This is a genomic window from Klebsiella sp. M5al (genome assembly GCF_002090195.1).
GTDB classification, from domain to species: Bacteria; Pseudomonadota; Gammaproteobacteria; order Enterobacterales; family Enterobacteriaceae; genus Klebsiella; species Klebsiella grimontii.
Window position 1 is genome coordinate 4,030,904 of record NZ_CP020657.1, and the last position, 19,292, is coordinate 4,050,195.

A 19,292-nucleotide genomic window follows, 5' to 3' on the forward strand; every position below is an offset into this window, starting at 1 on the left:
CTCTTATTTAATCAGCGTATAAACGGCGGCGATCTTCTCGCGCATCAGCGCCAGGAAATCGGCATTGTCGGCAAGCGTGCCAAACAGCGCTGTATTGCGGGCGTACAGGGCCACCGGATCCTGAGCTTCAAACATTTCATGTACCGCCTGAGCGTCGAGGATACCGTCCTGGTACTGATACGGCAGGGTTCCTTTATGCCACTGTTCCATAAAGACGAAGAACAGCGCGGGCAGCATGGCGGTCGCTTCCGGGCGGACGCCGCGCTGGTAGCACTCCTGTAGGGTTGGCGCGATCATCGCCGGAATTTTCGAGAAGCCATCGGCGGCGACGCGCTGGTTGGTGTCCTGGATATACGGGTTGGTAAAGCGCTTGAGCACCACGTCACGATAGGTCGGCAGGTCAATGCCGTTATCGCCGAGGCACGGAATCACATCCTCGGTGACGTAGCGGTCGGCAATGGCGTAGATGAAGTCGGTCAGCGTACTTTCATGAATATACTGCTGGCCGATTAACGTCCCCGCCCACGCGATGCAGCTATGCGAAGCGTTGAGAATGCGGATTTTCGCCTCTTCATAAGGGATCACCGACGCAACCATCTCCACGCCGACTGCTTCCAGCTTCGGGCGCTCATCGCGGAAGTTGTTTTCCACTACCCACTGGATAAAGGTCTCGCCCATCACCGGCGCTTTATCGTCAATACCGGTTTGCGCTTTGATGCGCGCGGGCAGGTCCGCCGCCGGACGCGGTGTAATGCGGTCGACCATGGTATTCGGACAGGTGGTGTTGACGGCCATCCAGTCAATCACCGCCTGCTTGCCGGTTAGCTGCAGAAACTCAACCATACCGTCGTGGAAGCGTTCGCCGTTATGGCGCACGTTATCGCAGTTCAGCAGGGTCAGCGGCCCGGCGTTGTCGGCCATGCGCTTTTCCAGAATCCGCGCGAGGGTGCCGTAAATGGTTTTGCACTCCCCTGCCAGATCGGCCTGCAAATCGGGGTTGCTGGTTTCCAGCTGATGGCGGGTATTCAGGTAGTAGCCCCCCTCCGTCACGGTAAAGGCGATAACTTTGGTCTGCGGGTTTGCCCCTTCGTTAATCAGCGGCTGCAGCCCGGCCTGCCACGGCAGCAGTTTTTGAATGGAGGTGATTTCTTCATATTCGCGCTCCCCTTCCGGGCTGACGGTTTCCAGCACGTAACGCCCCCCCTGCGCCGCCAGCGCCTGGACCACCTGCTCGGCGTCGTTGCGGATATTCCCCGCCGCGATATGCCAGCGCTTATCTCCGGAAGCGATCAAACGATGCAGATACCACGCCTGGTGAGCGCGATGAAAAGAACCCAGACCAATGTGAAGCCATGTGAATTGATTGTTCATGTTCTGCTCTCCTTGAGTTGATGGGCTCACTGTAATTGATCATTTGACCGAAATAAGAGCCACGGATCACAAAAGAACAATTACCCAATCAAATTACAAATGACCAGAAAAGAGCAAAAGCTTGCCAGTTATCCCGACCACGGCCAGAATGCGGGTATTCGCCGGGTGAAATTATCGCCGCGGCCAGCAACTTAGGGCGGGAAACCATGAGCAAAGAAGACGATATCCGGCTGGATCAGAAGGTCCGCGCCGCGTGGATGTACTACATCGCCGGGCAGAATCAGAGCGAAATCGCCAGCCAGCTTGGCACCTCGAGGCCGGTGGTGCAGCGGCTGATCGCCGCCGCGAAAGAAGAAGGGATCGTGTCGATTAGCCTGCACCATCCGGTGGCTAACTGCCTCGATTACGCGCAGCTGCTGCAGGAGAAGTACCGGCTTATCGAGTGCAATATCGTGCCCGCCTTTAACGAAGAAAGCACCCTCGATAGCGTGTCGTTCGGCTGCTATCAGCTGATGGCCCGCTATCTACAGGATGATAAAGAGAAAATCATCGGCCTGGGTTCCGGCCTGACCCTGAAAAAAGCGCTGCAGCGCATCGATTTCGATAGCCAGAATACCCGCTGCGTGGCGCTGATCAGCGCCATGGACGCCGACGGCCAGTGCAACTATTACGATGACGTCCCGCTGCTGCTGACCAGCAAAATTAAGGCCAAGTACTATCAGTGGCCCGCGCCGCGCTACGCGCAGACCCAGGAGGAGTACGACATGTGGTGCACCAGCCGGCTGTTTTGCAGCGTTTCCACCGTCGCCCGCCGGGCGGACGTTATTTTTGTCGGCATTGGGCCATTAGGTACCCAAAGCCCGATTTTCAAAGACGGCTTTATCAATCAGGCGCAGATGGATGAGCTGACCGCCCGCGGCGGCATCGGCGAGATCATGGGGCGCTTTATCGATGCCGAAGGCGGCGTGGTTGACAGCGAAATCAACAGAATGATTACCAGCTATGACATTCGCCAGAACCAGTGTCCGCGTATCGCGGTGGCGTGCGGCGAGTACAAACGTCCGGCGATTCTGGCGGCGCTTAAAGGCGGCTGGATCAATGGCCTGGTGACCGATGAACATACCGCCCGCTGGCTGCTGACGCGCTAACGTCAACCGCCAGCAAGCGGCTCAGCGGCTGCTCATCAACAGCGGCGGGATTTCAATCCGCTGCTGGCTGGCATCGCCGGAATCGATAATCTGAAACACCGCTTCCAGCATCGCCGGCACGTCCTGCTGCACCATGTCGATATCGTGCCCCAGCAGATAGACAAACGGGTCCCAGTCAAAGCAGCCCATCGGCGGCTGCTCGCTGCCGGTCAGTCCCGCCTGCGATAGCCAACGCACCACTCCTTCCAGCGATATCGTCGAGTTGACAAATATCCCCGGCAATGAGGTGTTCGCGGCGCCAAACCGCGCTTGCAGGCAGGCCTCGACTTTACCTTTCGAATAACCGGGCGCCAGGATGTTCTCCTGCGGCACGCTCAGCCCCCGCTCCCGGTGCGCATCGTGAAAGCCGCGTAAACGCTCGCTGGTATTATGGTCGCCGCTGCGTCCGCCGATAAAGGTCAGCGGCGCCAGCGTCCCACGACGCCCGGCGCTGTTGGCGAGGATCTTATGCGTCAGCGCCTTCGCGCCGCCGTAGTTATCCGAAATCACCGATGGCGCAAGAGAACCCGGCAGGTCGAGATTAACCACCGGAACCCCCGCCTGCTGGCATAAGGCGGTAATTTTATCCGGGTTGGTCGCCCCGGTCGCCACCACCCAGTCAACCTGCCAGGAGAGCATCGCTTTTACCGCTTCAATTTCCAGCTCCGGGCTACGGCGCGTACAGGTAATGATCGGCAGCAGGCTGCGCTCGCGGGCCATCTCCTCAAAACGCTCGGCGACTGAACCGAAATAGCGGTTATCGTATTTGGGGACAATCATGCCAATGACGTGCGATTTTTTACTGCGCAGCATGCTGGCCTGGCGGTTGATGGCATATCCCTGCTCTTCGGCAATCCGCGTGACCTTTTCGGCAAGCTTCGCGCTGATGCGGCGCTTTTTCCAGTTGCCGTTAAGAATGGCGCTGACCGCGCTCGCCGAAACGCCGGAGAGTTCCGCCAGGTCGTAAATCGTGATTTTCTTCATTTTTCCAACTTGCGTCACAAAATCATTTCGCTGTTAATTTCCCCACTTGCTCAATCGATGAAGCTGGAGCAACATGAGCTTCATCGATTGAGCTTGCATTTTACCCGCCGGAGCCTTCACGCATTGAGCGTTAATATTCCAGCGAACATCAAATAATGAGGCTCATATTCAATACCTTAACAAGTTTTCGCCCCTGGCGTCGAACGTGATGCCCTCGTGTTCGTTAGCGCCAACTGACTCTGTAAAGGATTATAAAATGAACCACTCTGTCTCCTCTATGAATACTTCCCTCAGCGGTAAAGTCGCCGCTATCACCGGCGCGGCATCCGGTATCGGCCTCGAATGCGCGAAAACCCTGCTCGGGTCTGGCGCTAAAGTGGTGCTTATCGACCGCGAAGGCGAGAAGCTCAACAAAATCGTCGCTGAACTAGGCGAAAACGCCTTCGCCCTGCAGGTTGACCTGATGCAGGCGGAACAGGTTGATAACCTGCTGCAGGGCATTTTACGCCTTGCCGGACGTCTCGATATTTTCCACGCCAACGCCGGAGCCTATATCGGCGGGCCGGTGGCTGAAGGCGACCCGGACGTATGGGACCGCGTGCTGCATCTCAACATCAACGCCGCCTTCCGCTGCGTGCGCAGCGTCCTGCCGCATCTTATCGCGCAAAAATCCGGCGATATTATCTTCACCAGCTCTATCGCGGGCGTGGTGCCGGTGATCTGGGAACCTATCTATACCGCGTCGAAATTTGCCGTCCAGGCGTTTGTGCATACCACCCGTCGCCAGGTTTCCCAGTACGGCGTGCGCGTCGGCGCCGTGCTGCCGGGTCCGGTGGTCACCGCCCTGCTGGACGACTGGCCAAAAGCAAAAATGGACGAAGCGCTGGCCAACGGCAGCCTGATGCAGCCGATTGAAGTGGCCGAGTCGGTACTGTTTATGGTCACGCGCTCGAAAAACGTCACCGTACGCGACATCGTGATTCTGCCTAACAGCGTCGATCTCTGACCGTTCAACCAGCCTGTGTGAGAGGATTTTATGCAAAGCGATACGCAACATATTATTGGCGTCGATGTCGGTTCGGGCAGCGTTCGCGCTGGGGTGTTCAATCTGCGGGGCGACCTTCTCGCCCACGCGACCCGGGAAATTACCCTGTTTCGCAGTGCCGGAAATGTGGTGGAACAGTCGAGCCGCGAGATCTGGCAGGCGGTGTGCTACTGCATTAAAACGGCGGTGGCCAGCGCCGGGGTCGCTCCATCGTCAATTGCCGGTATCGGCTTCGATGCCACCTGCTCGCTGGTGGTGATCGGCGAAAACGACGCGCCGCTGGCGGTCGGGCCTTCGGAAGATGCGGACCGTAACATTATCGTCTGGATGGATCATCGCGCCACTGGCCAGGCGGAAAAAATTAACGCCACGGGCCACCCGGTGCTGCAGTACGTTGGCGGCAAAATCTCGCCGGAGATGGAAACGCCGAAAATTCTCTGGCTGAAGGAGAACCGCCCGCACATTTACCAGCAGGCGCGCCACTTTTTCGATCTGGCGGATTATCTGACCTGGCGCTCAAGCGGCGATTTAGCCCGCTCGGCGTGTACCGTGACCTGTAAATGGACCTACCTGGCGCATGAACAACGCTGGGACGCCGGGTACTTCCGCCAGATTGGCCTCGAAGAGCTGGCGGATGAAGATTTTGTCCGCATCGGCCAGCGGATTGTCGATCCGGGAACCCCCTGCGGCGACGGCCTCTGCGCCACGGCGGCAGAAGAGATGGGCCTGCCGGTCGGTACCCCGGTGGCGGTCGGTATGATCGACGCCCACGCGGGCGGCATCGGCACCGTCGGCGTGCTGAACGGCGCGGTCAATAACATGGCCTACGTTTTCGGCACCTCTTCCTGCACCATGACCACCACTCAGGAAGCGGTGTTCGTGCCCGGCGTCTGGGGACCATATTACTCGGCGATGGTGCCAGGGTTCTGGCTGAGCGAAGGCGGACAGAGCGCGGCCGGAGCGGCCATCGACCAGTTGCTGAGCTTCCATCCCGCCGCCGCCGAGGCTAAGGCGCTGGCCAAGGCGCGCGGCGTCCCGCTACCGGTTTATCTTGCCGATAGCGTGCTGGCGAAAGTGGAAAGTTCTTCTGCGGCGGTTAACCTCGCCGCCGGGCTGCACGTGGTGCCTGAATTTTTAGGTAATCGGGCGCCGCTGGCCGACCCGCATGCGAAAGCGATTATCGCCGGACTGGGGATGGAACGGGATTTGGACAACCTGATGGCGCTCTACGTCGCCGGGCTGTGCGGGATCGGTTACGGCCTGCGGCAGATTATTGACGCGCAGAAGACGTGCGGCATCCGCAGCGAGAATATCATCATCAGCGGCGGAGCCGGGCAGCATCCGCTGGTGCGCCAGCTACTCGCCGATGCCTGCGGCGTTACCGTAGTTAGCACCGCCAGCAGCGAGCCGGTGCTGTTAGGTTCGGCCATCCTCGGCGCGGTAGCAGGTAAAGTCGCCCCTTCACTGCCGGAAGCGATGAAGCAGTTTACGCGGGTGGATAAAACCTATCGCTGCGTTGCGCAGTATAGCGCCGAGCATCAGCGGCGCTATGAAGCGTATAAAACGCTACAGCACACGGCGCGGCTGATTCGCGAATAAGCGGGATCCCAGAGGCGGCGCTTGACGCGCCTGTCCGGGCTACCGGCCCGCAGAGGGCGGTGAACCGGTCACCCTGCTCTGCATAGCTTCCCGGAGGCGGCGCTTGACGCGCCTGTCCGGGCTCCGATCCTCAGATGGCAGTGAACCCGTCGCCTGCTCTGCATGGCTTCCCGGAGGCGGCGCTTGACGCGCCTGTCCGGGCTCCGATCCTCAGACGGCAGTGAACCCGTCGCCCTGCTCTGCATAGCTTCCCGGAGGCGGCGCTTGACGCGCCTATCCGGGCTACCGGCCCGCAGACGGCGGTGAACCGGTCACCCTGCTCTGCATATTCCCGGAGGCGGCGCTGACGCGCCTGTCCGGGCTCCGATCCTCAGACGGCGGTGAACCGGTAGCCCGGCCAAGCGCAGCGCCGCCGGGGAAGGCAGACGACGCGAGTGCTTAAGCGATAGTGACTTTGCCGTCCAGATAGACATCCTGCACGGCATTGATCAGCTTCACGCCGTCGGCCATCGATTTTTTAAACGCCTTACGTCCCAAGATCAGCCCCATGCCGCCCGCGCGCTTATTGATAACCGCCGTGCGCACCGCGTCGGAGAGATCGGTTTCGCCACCCGCCGCGCCGCCGGAGTTAATCAGCCCGGCGCGGCCCATATAGCAGTTCGCCAGTTGGTAACGCACCAGATCGATCGGATTATCGCTGGTGAGCTTGCTGTAAACCCGGTCATCGGTATAGCCAAAGTTCACCGCTTTATAGCCGCCGTTATTTTCCGCCATTTTCTGCTTCACGATATCCGCGCCGATGGTCGCCGCCAGGTGGTTGGCCTGGCCGGTTAAGTCAGCGGAAACATGGTAGTCGACGCCATCTTTCTTAAATGCCGAATTACGCAGATAGGCCCACAGCACGGTCACCAGGCCCAGCTCGTGCGCGCGTTCAAACGCAGCGGAGATTTCTTCGATTTGCCGACGAGACTGCTCGGAACCGAAATAGATCGTCGCCCCGACCGCCACGGCGCCCATATTGAATGCCTGCTCAACGCTGGCGTACAGCGTCTGATCGTATTCGGTCGGGTAGCTCAGCGTCTCGTTATGGTTCAGTTTGACCAGGAAGGGGATGCGGTGCGCATAGCGGCGCGACACCGAGGCCAGCACGCCATAGGTGGAGGCCACGCAGTTACAACCGGCCTCAATGGCCAGTTCGACGATATTTTTCGGATCAAAGTACAGCGGGTTGGCGGCAAAAGAGGCGCCAGCAGAATGCTCTACGCCCTGGTCGACCGGCAGGATCGACAGATATCCGGTTCCCGCCAGGCGGCCGGTGTTATACAGGGTTTGCATATTACGCAGCACCGCCGGCGGACGATTGTTATCCACCATCACCCGATCGACATAATCCGCCCCCGGTAAATAGAGCTGGTCGGCTGGAATCGTCATACAGCGGTGCTGTAAAAGCGTGTCGGCATCTTTGCCAAGCAACTGCGTAATATCAGTCATAGCTATCTCCCGTAAGTGCCGGTCGAAACCGGCATGCGTTTTCCCAACCCAATTATTTTGGGCAGGTTAAGCCTGGTACCGACTCAGCATATTTTCCAGCCGGGAGCCTATTTTTTCAGCATAGTCTGCTGACACGTTGTCTTGCCGGTTACCACCAGGCGTGGAAATGGTGGACCGGACCGATGCCGTGCCCCACTTCCAGCGAATCGGCCTGCGCCAGCGCCGCAGAGAGCCAGCCCTTGGCTTCCTCCACGGTTCGCCCCCAATCATCGTAACGCGGACGCAGCGCCGCCAGCGCCGCCGACAGCGTACAGCCGGTACCGTGGGTGTTTTTGGTCTGGACTCTCGGCGCGGTAAAGCGCTGCTCCCCGTCGCGGGTAAAGAGCCAGTCAGGGCTTTCCGCATCATCAAGATGGCCGCCCTTCATTAATACCGCTCCGCAGCCCATTCCCAGCAGCGCTCTGCCCTGCTCCAGCATCTCCTTTTCCGTTCGGGCATGTGGCGCATCCAGCAGCGCCGCCGCCTCCGGCAGGTTCGGGGTGATCAGCGACACCTGCGGCAGCAGGCGCTGGCGCAGCGTCTCCACCGCCGAGGCTGAGAGCAGCGGATCGCCGCTTTTTGCCAGCATGACGGTATCCAGCACCACGTTGGTTATCCGGTAGCGCGCCAGCCGTTCCGCCACCGCCTCGACGATATCGGTTTCCGCCAGCATCCCGATTTTGGTGGTATCGATGCGCACATCGCTGAAGACCGAATCGAGCTGCGCGGCGACAAAATCAGGCTCTATACGGTACACCGACTGGACGCCGCGGGTGTTTTGCGCCACCAGCGCGGTGATGACCGAGCAGCCGTAAGCGCCCAGCGCCGAGAAGGTTTTGAGATCCGCCTGGATCCCAGCGCCGCCGCTCGGGTCGGTGCCGGCGATGGTTAACGCGTTAATTCGTTTCACAGGTCACCTCCCGCGTAGAGCGCATCGAGAAAGGCGGGAGTAAAGCTGCCGGGGCCGCCTTGCCGCGCCGCTTTTCCCCCCGCCAGCTTCATCAGACCGCAGGCCGCGGCCACGTTCTCCAGCCGATCGCCGGGCATCGCCGCAGCGGCGGCAACCACCGCCGATAGCGCGCAGCCGGTGCCGACTACCCGGGTCATTAGCGGATCGCCGCCGGTGACCGCGCGCGTGCGCTGGCCATCGGTGATGTAATCGACCTCGCCGGTGACCGCGACCACGGTATTCAACTGGCGGGCCAGCGCCTGCGCCGCGGGCAGCGCTGCGGCGGCGGTATCGGTGGTATCGACACCGCGCCCGCCGCCGCTCATTCCGGCCAGGGCCATAATTTCCGAGGCATTACCGCGAACAGCGGCAGGCTGCAGCGCCAGCAGCTCCCGGCAAAATTCTGTCCGTAAGGTCAGCGCGCCGACCGCCACCGGGTCCAGCGCCCAGGGCTTGCCCGCCTGCGTTGCGCTATGCGCCGCCGCACGCATCGCCGCCGCGCGTTCGACGGTCAGCGTACCGACATTAATCAGCAGCGCATCGGCAATAGCGGCAAACTGGCTGGCTTCGTCCGGGTCGATAACCATCGCCGGGGATGCGCCAATCGCTAACAGGACGTTGGCGGTAAAGGTCTGCACCACGTCGTTCGTCATGCAGTGCACAAGAGGGGAATGACGGTGAAAAAGGTGCCGCAGATGGGCGATATGCGCGGGGTTCAGCAGGTCAGACATCGTTTGCTCCCGCCAGGCGATGAAGAAGCGACGACCCTGCGGTCTCTGACTTCCCTACGCTGGCATTATCCAGATCAGGTGGTACGGGTTTTTCTCAGCCTTCACAAAGAAGGGCACCCCGAGTCATTGAGAGATAAAAACGTTCTCAGCGGGCAGGTTACGGTAAGTCGCGGGACAACGCAAGCTGGCCTGGCGCGGTTAGAGGAGCGCACGCCGATCTGAATTTAACAATAAGAAATCAAATAATTAACAAAATAAACACTTTTTCAGATACGTGTTTATAGTTTAGGAGGCGTTACAGGATGTAACCCGGCGTCATATCGAAATTAACGAGTGAATCAGCGTAAACCCATGAGGATTCCGATGAAATTAACACCGATTATGAAAAGTCTGGCTCTGGCAGGAATCATTTCGACCCTCCCCATGACCAGTTGGGCCGAAACGTCTCCCAAAGCAGCCGCCGCGGCAACCAAACAGGCAAACGACGCGCTGTACAAACAGCTTCCCTTCTCCGATAACACCGACTTTACCAACGCGCATAAAGGCTTTATCGCCGCGCTCCCTACGGAGGTGATTAAAGGCGAACAGGGCAACGTTATCTGGAACCCGCAGCAGTACAACTTTGTTAAAGAGGGTGAAAAGGCGCCGGATACGGTCAACCCCAGCCTCTGGCGTCAATCCCAGTTGATCAATATTAGCGGCCTGTTTGAAGTGACCGAAGGCGTTTACCAGATCCGCAACCTCGATCTCTCCAACATGACCATTATCGAAGGCAAAGAAGGCATCACCGTTGTCGATCCGCTGGTATCGGCGGAGACCGCAAAGGTCGGAATGGATCTGTATTACAAAAATCGCGGCAATAAGCCGGTCGTTGCGGTGATCTACACCCACAGCCACGTCGATCATTACGGCGGCGTTCGCGGCGTGGTCGATGAAGCCGATGTGAAATCCGGTAAAGTCAAAATCTACGCGCCTTCCGGTTTTATGGAAGCCGCCGTTGCTGAAAACATTATGGCCGGGAACGTAATGAGCCGCCGCGCCAGCTATATGTACGGCAACCTGCTGAAACCGGATGCCACCGGCCAGGTTGGCGCAGGCCTCGGCACCACGACCTCCGCCGGCACCGTCACGTTGATTGCTCCCACCAATATCATCGAGAAAGATGGTCAGAAAGAGACCATCGACGGGCTGACCTACGATTTTATGCTGGCGCCGGGTTCAGAAGCACCGTCGGAAATGCTGTGGTATATCGAAGAGAAGAAGCTGATTGAATCCGCAGAAGACGTCACCCACACCCTGCATAACACCTACTCGCTGCGCGGAGCGAAAATTCGTGAACCGCTGCCGTGGTCGAAATATATCAACGCCGCCATCGTACGCTGGGGCGACAAGGCCGAAATCATTATGGCCCAGCACCACTGGCCGACCTGGGGCAATGAGAACGTGGTTAACCTGCTGAAGAGCCAGCGCGATCTGTATCGATACATCAATGACCAGACCCTGCGCATGGCCAACGAGGGCCTGACCCGCGATGAGATCGCCGCCAAATTCAAGCTGCCGGACAGCCTGGCCAACACCTGGGCCAACCGCGGCTACTACGGTTCCGTCAGCCATGACGTAAAAGCGACTTACGTCCTCTACCTCGGCTGGTTCGACGGCAACCCGGCTACGCTGGATGAACTGCCGCCGGAAGAAGCGGCGAAGAAATTCGTTGATTATATGGGCGGCGCCGACGCTATCCTCAAGAAAGCCAAAGAGGACTACAACCAGGGCAACTATCGCTGGGTAGCGCAGGTCGTGAGTAAAATTGTCTTCGCCGATCCTGGTAATCTGGAGGCGCGCAATCTGGAAGCCGATGCCCTGGAGCAGCTGGGCTATCAGGCGGAATCAGGACCGTGGCGTAATTTCTACCTGACCGGCGCTCAGGAGCTACGCAACGGCGTAGTGAAAGGCCCGACGCCGAACACCGCCAGCCCGGATACCGTACGGGCGATGACCCCGGAAATGTTCTTCGATTACCTTGCGGTGCATATTAATGGTGAGAAAGCCGGAACCGCCAAAGCGGTGTTCAATATCGACCTGGGTAACGATGGCGGTAAATATAAGCTGGAGCTGGAAAACGGCGTGCTCAACCACACCGCCGATGCCGAAGCCAAGGACGCGGATGCTACCATTGCGTTGGAACGCGCCACGCTGAACAAAATCATCCTGAAAGAGGAAACGCTAAAACAGGCGCAAGATAAGGGTGAAGTGAAAGTGACCGGCGATGGCGCGAAGCTGGATGAGATGCTGGGCTATATGGATAAATTTGAGTTCTGGTTCAATATCGTGACGCCGTAAATCAGCCCCCGCGGCGGCCAGCTGCGGGGGAACACTCTTTAGAACCATGTTCGGGAAACATTGACTGTGGTTTATCCCCGCTAGCGCGGGGAACACTCACCCTGCCCACTTGCAACTGAGTTCACCGCCGGTTTATCCCCGCTGGCGCGGGGAACACGCGGACCCGTCCGAGGTTGCTGACTTCATAGGCGGTTTATCCCCGCTGGCGCGGGGAACACCCATCTTCAGTATTTGACGTGCGCGGTACCGGCGGTTTATCCCCGCTGGCGCGGGGAACACTTATTCAGCCACAGCGCCAGGCTGTTCACTGGCCGGTTTATCCCCGCTGGCGCGGGGAACACGGCATCAATGTGTTCATCCGCGGGTTGATCTTCGGTTTATCCCCGCTGGCGCGGGGAACACATTTGAACGCAAGTGCATCAGATCTCCAGTAACGGTTTATCCCCGCTGGCGTGGGGAACACGCTACGTGGACCTATGGATATCTGCGCCCGTTCGGTTTATCCCCGCTGGCGCGGGGAACACCTTAAGGAATGCGCGAAGAGACAGAAACAAACCGGTTTATCCCCGCTGGCGCGGGGAACACTTTTTTGCTGTTCTACTCATATCCTGAGATAACGGTTTATCCCCGCTGGCGCGGGGAACACATCAGAGCAGTGGAAGCAGGCAAGAAGGGAGTCGGTTTATCCCCGCTGGCGCGGGGAACACGCTAACTGGCAAAGCTCCTCGTGTGTCAGTGCCGGTTTATCCCCGCTGGCGCGGGGAACACTTCAACAGTCGGTCAGCGGAAGCCTGGTCAATCGGTTTATCCCCGCTGGCGCGGGGAACACCTTCCGAATACCTCACGAACAGGATCGCCAAGCGGTTTATCCCCGCTGGCGCGGGGAACACCAACTATCGGCCAGATCCTGAATCACTGGAACCGGTTTATCCCCGCTGGCGCGGGGAACACACTAACCATATCTTATTGTTTTATAATAAATTTATCCACCAAGAACAATCTACCGACATTTTTGCAACAAATTGATGTTTTTAAAGAGCCATAACTATTTGATTTTAAAAGGCACAACAAACTATTCCGTTACCTCTCTCGCATTTCACCACAACAAGCTGAGAGAGCAACGGCCTCTACAGATTCACTTCCCGCAGCGAACTCAGTAATAATGTAAAACACGCTTCTATCAGCGGCGGCAGAGGCTGCGGCCCGCGCATCAGCGCCACGGTTCGCGTCAGCGCCGGCTGCTGAAGTTGCGCCACCTTTAACGCCGGATCCTGAAGGTGGGTGGTATAAAGCTCAGGCAGAATCGCCACCGCCAGCCGGGAACGCACCAGGCCGTAAAGCGTTTCAATATAGTCAACCTGATAACGCGTTTGCAGCGTGAGGCGATGGCTCTCCGCCAGCGCGCCGACCAGGCGCTGAATATTGCCCTTTGAGAACACCGCGATATCGCGCCCCGCGAGCAGCTTCCACGGCAGATGCGGCTGCCCGGCCAGCGGATCGTCGCAGTGCAGCACCGCCACAAACGGATCTTCGCGCAGAGGATAAACCTGCAGCTCAGGCGGTAACGAACGGTCTATTGCGCCTACGGCAAAATCTATCTTTCCCGACTGCAGCTCGCAAAACAGGGCGTCGTTAGTCTGATCGTGAAACTCCACTCTCAGGCGCGGAAACGCCTGAGCCAGCGTTTGCGGCAGCAGAGGAAATAGCAGCGAGCTCACCGAGGGCACCAGACCGATACGCACCGTACCGTCGCCGCCGGCCTCGACTATCTGCTGCATATCCTGAAACGCCAGCTGCGCCACGCTCAGCACCCGCCGGGCGTGGGGCAAAATCGCCGCCCCCAGTTCGGTTAAGGTGACCGCCGAGGCGGTGCGGTTGACCAGCTTACCACCCAGCACCGTCTCGATTTGCCGCAGCGCGCTGCTTAGCGCCGGCTGACTGATAGCCAACCGGTTAGCGGTGTCGGTGAAGTGACGCAGCTGGGCCAGGGTCACAAAGTACTGAATCTGCTTGAGAGAGAGCGCGGGCAGACGTTGCCAGGGTTCGGTCATCATGTTTTCGTCAACGGTGAGCATGCAGAATAACCCGAGGTTATCGGGCGATAAATTTATTCATCTGGGCAAACGTTTGCTCTGCCCCTAGAGTATCCCCATTATCCTTGTGCCGGAGTTGTTATGTCCAGCAGTGCTGAAACTCGCCGCCGCGCCGTGCAGGCCGCGCGCGGAGAATCCCCTTTCGATCTCTTATTAACCGACGCGCAGATTGTCGACATGGCCACCGGCGAAATTCGCGAGGCCGATGTCGGGATCGTCGGCGATAGGATCGCCAGCGTGCACCCGCGCGGCAGCCGCTCCGATGCCCGCGAACGCCGCTCGCTGGCGGGGTGTTTCCTGTCTCCGGGGCTGATGGATACCCACGTCCATCTTGAAAGCTCTCACCTGCCGCCTGAACGCTATGCCGAAATCGTCCTGGCTCAGGGCACGACGGCGGTATTCTGGGACCCGCACGAGCTGGCCAACGTGCTGGGCGTTGAGGGCGTGCGCTACGCCGTCGCCGCCAGCCGCCATCTGCCGCTACAGGTGATGGTCGCCGCCCCCTCCAGCGTGCCGTCCACGCCGGGGCTGGAGATGTCCGGTGCCGATTTCGCCGGCGCGGAAATGGCCACCATGCTGGCCTGGCCGGAAGTTTGCGGCGTCGCCGAAGTGATGGACATGCATGGCGTGCTGCACGGCAGCGAGAGGATGCAGGAGATTATCCAGGCCGGCCTGGACAGCGGCAAGCTGATTGAAGGCCACGCGCGCGGCCTGAGCGGCGCGGATCTGCAGGCCTATCTCGCCGCCGGGGTCACCTCCGATCACGAACTCACCTCGGCGGAAGATGCGCTGGAAAAACTGCGCGCCGGGCTGACGGTAGAGATCCGCGGTTCGCACCCTTACCTGCTGCCGGATATCGTTAACGCATTGAAATCGTTGCCGCATCTCTCCTCGCAAATCACCGTCTGCACCGACGATGTGCCGCCGGATATGCTGCTGGAAAAAGGCGGCATTATCGCCCTGCTCAACCTCCTGATTGAGCACGGATTGCCGGCAACAGACGTCCTGCGTTTCGCCACCTTAAACGCGGCGATCCGGCTGCAACGTAACGATCTGGGGCTGATTGCCGCCGGACGCCGTGCCGATCTGGTAGTTTTCGATTCATTAGAAAAGCTCGCCGCGCGGGAAGTTTACGTCGCCGGTAAGCTGATTGCCCGCGCGGGCGCCCTGCTGGAGCCGATTCCGTCGGCGAGCGGCGTGACCCCGCCGCGCGATACCCTACAGATGCCGCCGCTCAGCCCAGCCGATTTTATCCTTCGCGTCGGCGCTATTCGCCACGGCGTCGCCCGCCTGCGGCATATCCGCGGCGCACGCTTCACCCAGTGGGGAGAGGTTGAGGTACAGGTCCGCGATGGCAAAGTGCAAATCCCGGACGGATTTAGCCTGATTTGGGTTAAGCATCGCCACGGCCGCCACGAAGCAAAACCGCAAATTGCGCTATTAGAGGGCTGGGGCGAACTGCGCGGCGCTATCGCCACCAGCTACTCCCACGATTCCCACAACCTGGTGGTGCTCGGCCGCGATCCTGACGATATGGCGCTGGCGGCAAACCGGCTGATCGAATCCGGCGGCGGCATGGCGCTGTCGCAGCAGGGAAAAATCCTCGCCCACGTAGCGATGCCGATTGCCGGGATGCTCTCCGACTTACCCGCCACGGAGCTGGCGCGGCAGTTCCGCGAGCTTCGCGACCTGAGCGCGGAAATCGCCGACTGGGAGCCGCCCTACCGCGTATTTAAGGCGATTGAGGGTACCTGCCTGGCCTGTAATGCCGGTCCGCATTTGACGGATTTAGGTTTGACCGATGGCGGCACTCGCCAGATAGTCGAGCCGCTGATAGAGAGCCGGGAAATCCCGGAACGCCCAGAACACAACAATAATCATCAGGGAGCCTGAGCATGGCCGACAATACCCTTAACTCATCCGCGCAAGGTAGCTGGCTGGAGCGCCGTTTTGCCTTGTATTCCCGCGGCAGTACGCTGCGCACCGAATGCCTCGCGGGCATCACCGGCTTTCTCGCCGCCGCCTATCTGCTGGTGGTTATCCCCGGCCTGCTGGCGGTTGGCGGGATGGATAAAGGCGCGGCAACCACCGGCACGATCCTGGTGTTCGTCGGCGGTACGCTGCTGATGGCGTTTTATGCCAACCTGCCGTTTATCGTCGGGCCGGGCATCGGCGGCTCGGTGCTGGTCGGCGTCACGCTGGCGGGCAGCGAAGGCATTGGCTGGCAGGTCGGTCTCGGTATCGCCTGCTGGTCGGGGATTCTGTTTTTCCTGCTAACGAAGTTCGGCCTGCGTGAAGTGGTGACCCGTTCGGTGCCGCAGTCGATCAAGCTCGGCCTGACGGCGTCCATCGGGCTGTTCGTCGCGGTGCTGGGCTTCCGTAACGCCGGGCTGGTGCTGGCCAACGCCAAAACCAACGCCCTGATGCTCGGCGATTTTCTCTCGCCGGGGGCGCTGGTGGCGCTCTGCGGGCTGTTTCTGGCCATCGCCCTGCAGGCGAGAAAAATTCCTGGGTCGATTCTGTGGGCGATTCTCTTTGCCACCCTGGTCGGGATTCCGATGGGCGTTACCAGGCTGCCGGGCAGCTTTATCGATATGCCGCATTCGCTGACGCCGGTGCTGGGGCAAATCGATATGCTGGGCGCGCTGAATATCGCCTTCCTGCCGTTCCTGTTTGTGTTCTTCGCTTCAGAGTTCTTTTCCACCATGGGCACTACCCTGGCTGTGGGCGGCGAAGCGGGTCTGCTGGATGAAGAAGGCAATATGCCGCATATCAATCGCCCGTTTATGGTTGACTCGATCGCCGCGGCCGTTGGCCCCTGGCTGGGCATTCCGGCGGCGACCGCGCTGATTGAATCCTCGGCGGCCGCGGAAGCCGGCGGCAAAACCGGGTTAACCGCGCTATCGGCGGCGGTGATGTTCCTGCTGATGCTGCTGTTTACTCCGGTGGCGCTGATGATTCCGAAAGAGGCGACCGCGCCGGCGCTGATCCTGATCGGCCTGAATATGTTCAGCGGCCTGCGCAAAGTGGATCTGGCAAACTTCACCGACGGCCTGCCGGTGCTGATGATGGTGATGATTACGCTGATTGCCAATAGCTTCGGCACCGGAATTGCCGGCGGGCTGCTGTTTTATGTGGTGATCAAAACCATCGCCGGGAAGTGGCGAGAAATCCCGATTGGCCTGTGGATCCTGGCAATTCCGCTGGTGTACTACTTTGCCACGCTGGTGAAGCATTAAGGTTAGTGCCAATCGTGTTCCCGGAGGCGGCGCTGGCGCGCCTTATCCGGGCTCCCGGCCCGCAGACAGCTGTGAACCCGTAGCCCGGTCAGCGCAGCGCCACCGGGAAAAAGCCACGCCGATTTATCACCCCGACACCGTTCCCGCAGGCGGTGCTACCGGCCCGCAGAGGGCGCGCGGGAATTAACCGCTTCGCACGCTTCTTTCACTGCGTCATACAGCAGCCGTACCGCGGGAGAAAGCTGTTTACGGTGCGGGCAAATCATATTCAGCGGCACCACGTCTCCTTGATAGTGCGGCAACAGCACCCGCAGCCGCCCTTCGCGGATATCATCGCCGACGTCGAGTTCAGACTTGAAGGCGATGCCCTCCCCGGCAACCGCCAGGCGGCGTATCACCTCGGCGTCATCGCTCACGATAGTGCCGGAAACCTGCACGTGATGGACTTTCCCCTCCAGGCTCAACGGCCAGCGGTCGAACGCTCTGCCGCGCAGCACGTAGGTCAGCGCGTTGTGTCGGGCCAAATCTTCCAGCGTCTGCGGTTCGCCGTTTTCGGCTATCCAGCCGGGCGAGGCTACCAGCACCCGGCGATTATCCGGCGCAACGGGCAGAGAAATAAACGAGGCATCGTCGTTATCGCCGTAGCGAAACGCGACGTCCACCGGGTCTTTAAACACGTCGGTCCGATGATCGGAAAACAGTATCCGCAGGCGCAGCGCAGGATGCCGCTGGCGAAAATCGCGAAACACGCGCAGAAGCAAATTGCGCCCAAGGTCAGACGGCACGGCGATTTGTAACGTTCCGCGGACTTCGTCATCCGGCGTGTGGATTTTTTGCAGCCCGGCGTGCAGCGTATCGATCATCTGCGTGGCATAAGGCAGCCAGGTTTCGCCCTCCGGCGTCAGGCGTAAGCTTCGCGTCGAACGAGCGAAAAGACGGATATTCAGCGTCGTTTCAAGACGCTTTATCGCCGCGCTGACCTGCGAGGGCTGCAGCCCGGCCTCCCGCGCCGCATCGCTGAAGCTGCTTAACGCCGCTGCGCGGACAAACAATGCCAGATCTTCCAGCCTGAACATACCCACTCCCCACCCCGGATTATTCTCAAAACAGACGCGCCCCGATGAAAAACGTCGCCGTATCACCGTTTGCTTACACTTTTAACCAAACCAATGCTTGCCATTTCCTTGACCTATCAGGAATCATACGAGGCTGCGATTTTGTGTCCAGGATAATAATGGGGAAATTATGCGTAAAACAAAAATGATGCTTCTGGGCGTACTGTTGGCCTGCTCCAGCGGAGCGTGGGCGGCGTCCGGCGAAGGTATACAGAAATATGAGCTGGATGGGGTGACCGCAGACTTCAAACAATTCCACATCGGCGACACCGTACCGCCGCTGTACCTCACGCCAGAATACAACATCAAGCAGTGGCAGCAGCGCAATTTGCCTGCCCCGGATGCCGGGACCCGCTGGACCTATATGGGCGGAAGCTACGTTCTGATTACCGAAACCGAGGGAAAAATCCTCAAAATCTATGATGGCGAGATTTTCTACCATCGCTAAAAGCCGAACGCCAGCGCGCTATCCCTGCCGCTGGCGTTTTGTTTTTCGATGCGATAACGCTATCCGTTAAAGCGGTTTTGTTTATGCATAAATTCCTCGACGGCAATACCGGAAGCCACGTGCTCATAGAGCATTAAAATACTTAATATCAAATCGCCGCCGCTACGCAATAAATCATCCGGGGCAGTACGACTCTTTTCATCCGATAAAAAAACAAGCTGTTCAAAAATATCACTGTATTCACCATAAGCACCAATCGGAATTTCAGCCATCGGGAGATGCTCCTGGCAATAGCGTAACGCGTCTGCGGCTTTCTCCGGCAGCGTGCGCGTATGCATAGAAATAACCAGCAGTTCTCGTAACTTAACGATTAGAGCAATATTGTTCATCATGCACTCCGGAAATGTATTACGGCTATACTTTCCTTCCATCGTTTTTATTGACGTAGTACTGATAACTTCCACGTTTCGCCAAATCACACAGCCAAAATTAAACATCGTCACGGCGAATTAAAATACTTCACTTCTATGCTAATCAAGCTCGCACAACCGCCAGAGGAAAACAATGTTAACAATATGTTTTATTGACAAATCTCAACATCGCTAAATGTGAATAAAAACAAGTAATATTTAACGCTTATATCATTCACGCGGTGATTATT

Annotated in this window: 15 protein-coding genes, 1 CRISPR repeat array and 1 riboswitch; of the genes, 7 read left to right on the forward strand and 8 right to left on the reverse strand. The window is 58.9% G+C overall.

Annotated elements, in window-relative coordinates:
* Positions 1-3 precede the first annotated feature (3 nt).
* Complete coding sequence (dalD, locus tag BWI76_RS19345; RefSeq protein WP_024359174.1) at positions 4-1,371, reverse strand: D-arabinitol 4-dehydrogenase; 1,368 nt, start codon at positions 1,369-1,371, stop codon at positions 4-6.
* 206 nt (positions 1,372-1,577) lie between these two features.
* Here dalD and BWI76_RS19350 point away from each other — a divergent pair, with 206 nt between their 5' ends.
* Positions 1,578-2,519, forward strand: a complete 942-nt coding sequence (locus tag BWI76_RS19350) for a sugar-binding transcriptional regulator (RefSeq protein WP_004138636.1) — start codon at positions 1,578-1,580, stop codon at positions 2,517-2,519.
* A gap of 21 nt (positions 2,520-2,540) precedes the next feature.
* Here the strand turns inward: BWI76_RS19350 and BWI76_RS19355 are convergent, their stop codons facing one another.
* A complete protein-coding gene (locus BWI76_RS19355) occupies positions 2,541-3,542 on the reverse strand; it encodes a substrate-binding domain-containing protein (RefSeq protein WP_064371593.1) in 1,002 nt (333 codons plus the stop codon).
* Positions 3,543-3,798: 256 nt separating this feature from the next.
* On the opposite strand from BWI76_RS19355, the gene BWI76_RS19360 reads away from it, so the two are divergent.
* Complete coding sequence (locus BWI76_RS19360; RefSeq protein ID WP_064371594.1) at positions 3,799-4,548, forward strand: SDR family oxidoreductase; 750 nt, start codon at positions 3,799-3,801, stop codon at positions 4,546-4,548.
* 30 nt (positions 4,549-4,578) lie between these two features.
* Positions 4,579-6,186 (forward strand): FGGY-family carbohydrate kinase, encoded by a 1,608-nt coding sequence (locus BWI76_RS19365; protein WP_064371595.1) that lies wholly within the window; start codon positions 4,579-4,581, stop codon positions 6,184-6,186.
* A 438-nt stretch (positions 6,187-6,624) separates the two neighbouring features.
* Here the strand turns inward: BWI76_RS19365 and fbaB are convergent, their stop codons facing one another.
* The 3 genes from fbaB to thiM form a co-directional block, all read right to left on the reverse strand.
* On the reverse strand, positions 6,625-7,677 hold the full coding sequence (gene fbaB / locus BWI76_RS19370) for a class I fructose-bisphosphate aldolase (RefSeq protein ID WP_004103793.1): 1,053 nt from the start codon (positions 7,675-7,677) through the stop codon (positions 6,625-6,627).
* Between the two features lie 148 nt (positions 7,678-7,825).
* Positions 7,826-8,626: a bifunctional hydroxymethylpyrimidine kinase/phosphomethylpyrimidine kinase gene (thiD, locus tag BWI76_RS19375; RefSeq protein WP_004138624.1), complete on the reverse strand. Its 801-nt coding sequence runs from the start codon at positions 8,624-8,626 to the stop codon at positions 7,826-7,828.
* The gene (gene thiM / locus BWI76_RS19380) at positions 8,623-9,396 is read right to left on the reverse strand and encodes a hydroxyethylthiazole kinase (RefSeq protein ID WP_004138623.1); all 774 of its coding nucleotides are present in this window, start codon (positions 9,394-9,396) and stop codon (positions 8,623-8,625) included. The genes thiD and thiM overlap by 4 nt, the downstream gene beginning before the upstream one ends.
* Positions 9,397-9,430: 34 nt before the next feature.
* A riboswitch (TPP riboswitch) is annotated at positions 9,431-9,527 on the reverse strand.
* A gap of 232 nt (positions 9,528-9,759) precedes the next feature.
* Here thiM and BWI76_RS19385 point away from each other — a divergent pair.
* Positions 9,760-11,736: an alkyl/aryl-sulfatase gene (locus BWI76_RS19385; RefSeq protein WP_004138622.1), complete on the forward strand. Its 1,977-nt coding sequence runs from the start codon at positions 9,760-9,762 to the stop codon at positions 11,734-11,736.
* A 67-nt stretch (positions 11,737-11,803) separates the two neighbouring features.
* Positions 11,804-12,687: a CRISPR direct-repeat array (repeat unit 29 nt; unit sequence CGGTTTATCCCCGCTGGCGCGGGGAACAC).
* Between the two features lie 176 nt (positions 12,688-12,863).
* Here BWI76_RS19385 and BWI76_RS19390 read toward each other — a convergent pair.
* Positions 12,864-13,790, reverse strand: coding sequence for a LysR family transcriptional regulator (locus BWI76_RS19390; protein WP_171820856.1), 927 nt, complete (start codon positions 13,788-13,790; stop codon positions 12,864-12,866).
* A gap of 120 nt (positions 13,791-13,910) precedes the next feature.
* On the opposite strand from BWI76_RS19390, the gene BWI76_RS19395 reads away from it, so the two are divergent.
* Complete coding sequence (locus tag BWI76_RS19395; RefSeq protein ID WP_024359181.1) at positions 13,911-15,722, forward strand: adenine deaminase; 1,812 nt, start codon at positions 13,911-13,913, stop codon at positions 15,720-15,722.
* 2 nt (positions 15,723-15,724) lie between these two features.
* Entirely contained in the window at positions 15,725-17,068 is a 1,344-nt protein-coding gene (locus tag BWI76_RS19400; protein WP_024359182.1) for an NCS2 family permease, read from the forward strand.
* 155 nt (positions 17,069-17,223) lie between these two features.
* Here BWI76_RS19400 and BWI76_RS19405 read toward each other — a convergent pair whose 3' ends face one another.
* The gene (locus BWI76_RS19405) at positions 17,224-18,144 is read right to left on the reverse strand and encodes a LysR family transcriptional regulator (RefSeq protein ID WP_024359183.1); all 921 of its coding nucleotides are present in this window, start codon (positions 18,142-18,144) and stop codon (positions 17,224-17,226) included.
* Positions 18,145-18,313: 169 nt separating this feature from the next.
* Between BWI76_RS19405 and BWI76_RS19410 the strand changes: the two genes are divergently transcribed.
* On the forward strand, positions 18,314-18,631 hold the full coding sequence (locus tag BWI76_RS19410) for an RcnB family protein (RefSeq protein WP_024359184.1): 318 nt from the start codon (positions 18,314-18,316) through the stop codon (positions 18,629-18,631).
* A 59-nt stretch (positions 18,632-18,690) separates the two neighbouring features.
* Here the strand turns inward: BWI76_RS19410 and BWI76_RS19415 are convergent, their stop codons facing one another.
* Positions 18,691-19,020 (reverse strand): hypothetical protein, encoded by a 330-nt coding sequence (locus BWI76_RS19415; RefSeq protein WP_004138617.1) that lies wholly within the window; start codon positions 19,018-19,020, stop codon positions 18,691-18,693.
* Positions 19,021-19,292 lie beyond the last annotated feature (272 nt).

Excerpts from the sequence above, each read along its gene's own strand:
- dalD (WP_024359174.1), bottom strand. The coding sequence starts at position 1,371 with ATGAACAATCAATTCACATGGCTTCACATTGGTCTGGGTTCTTTTCAT.
- BWI76_RS19350 (WP_004138636.1), top strand. The coding sequence starts at position 1,578 with ATGAGCAAAGAAGACGATATCCGGCTGGATCAGAAGGTCCGCGCCGCG.
- BWI76_RS19355 (WP_064371593.1), bottom strand. The coding sequence starts at position 3,542 with ATGAAGAAAATCACGATTTACGACCTGGCGGAACTCTCCGGCGTTTCG.
- BWI76_RS19360 (WP_064371594.1), top strand. The coding sequence starts at position 3,799 with ATGAACCACTCTGTCTCCTCTATGAATACTTCCCTCAGCGGTAAAGTC.
- BWI76_RS19365 (WP_064371595.1), top strand. The coding sequence starts at position 4,579 with ATGCAAAGCGATACGCAACATATTATTGGCGTCGATGTCGGTTCGGGC.
- fbaB (WP_004103793.1), bottom strand. The coding sequence starts at position 7,677 with ATGACTGATATTACGCAGTTGCTTGGCAAAGATGCCGACACGCTTTTA.
- thiM (WP_004138623.1), bottom strand. The coding sequence starts at position 9,396 with ATGTCTGACCTGCTGAACCCCGCGCATATCGCCCATCTGCGGCACCTT.
- BWI76_RS19385 (WP_004138622.1), top strand. The coding sequence starts at position 9,760 with ATGAAATTAACACCGATTATGAAAAGTCTGGCTCTGGCAGGAATCATT.
- BWI76_RS19390 (WP_171820856.1), bottom strand. The coding sequence starts at position 13,790 with ATGATGACCGAACCCTGGCAACGTCTGCCCGCGCTCTCTCTCAAGCAG.
- BWI76_RS19395 (WP_024359181.1), top strand. The coding sequence starts at position 13,911 with ATGTCCAGCAGTGCTGAAACTCGCCGCCGCGCCGTGCAGGCCGCGCGC.
- BWI76_RS19400 (WP_024359182.1), top strand. The coding sequence starts at position 15,725 with ATGGCCGACAATACCCTTAACTCATCCGCGCAAGGTAGCTGGCTGGAG.
- BWI76_RS19405 (WP_024359183.1), bottom strand. The coding sequence starts at position 18,144 with ATGTTCAGGCTGGAAGATCTGGCATTGTTTGTCCGCGCAGCGGCGTTA.
- BWI76_RS19410 (WP_024359184.1), top strand. The coding sequence starts at position 18,314 with ATGCGTAAAACAAAAATGATGCTTCTGGGCGTACTGTTGGCCTGCTCC.
- BWI76_RS19415 (WP_004138617.1), bottom strand. The coding sequence starts at position 19,020 with ATGAACAATATTGCTCTAATCGTTAAGTTACGAGAACTGCTGGTTATT.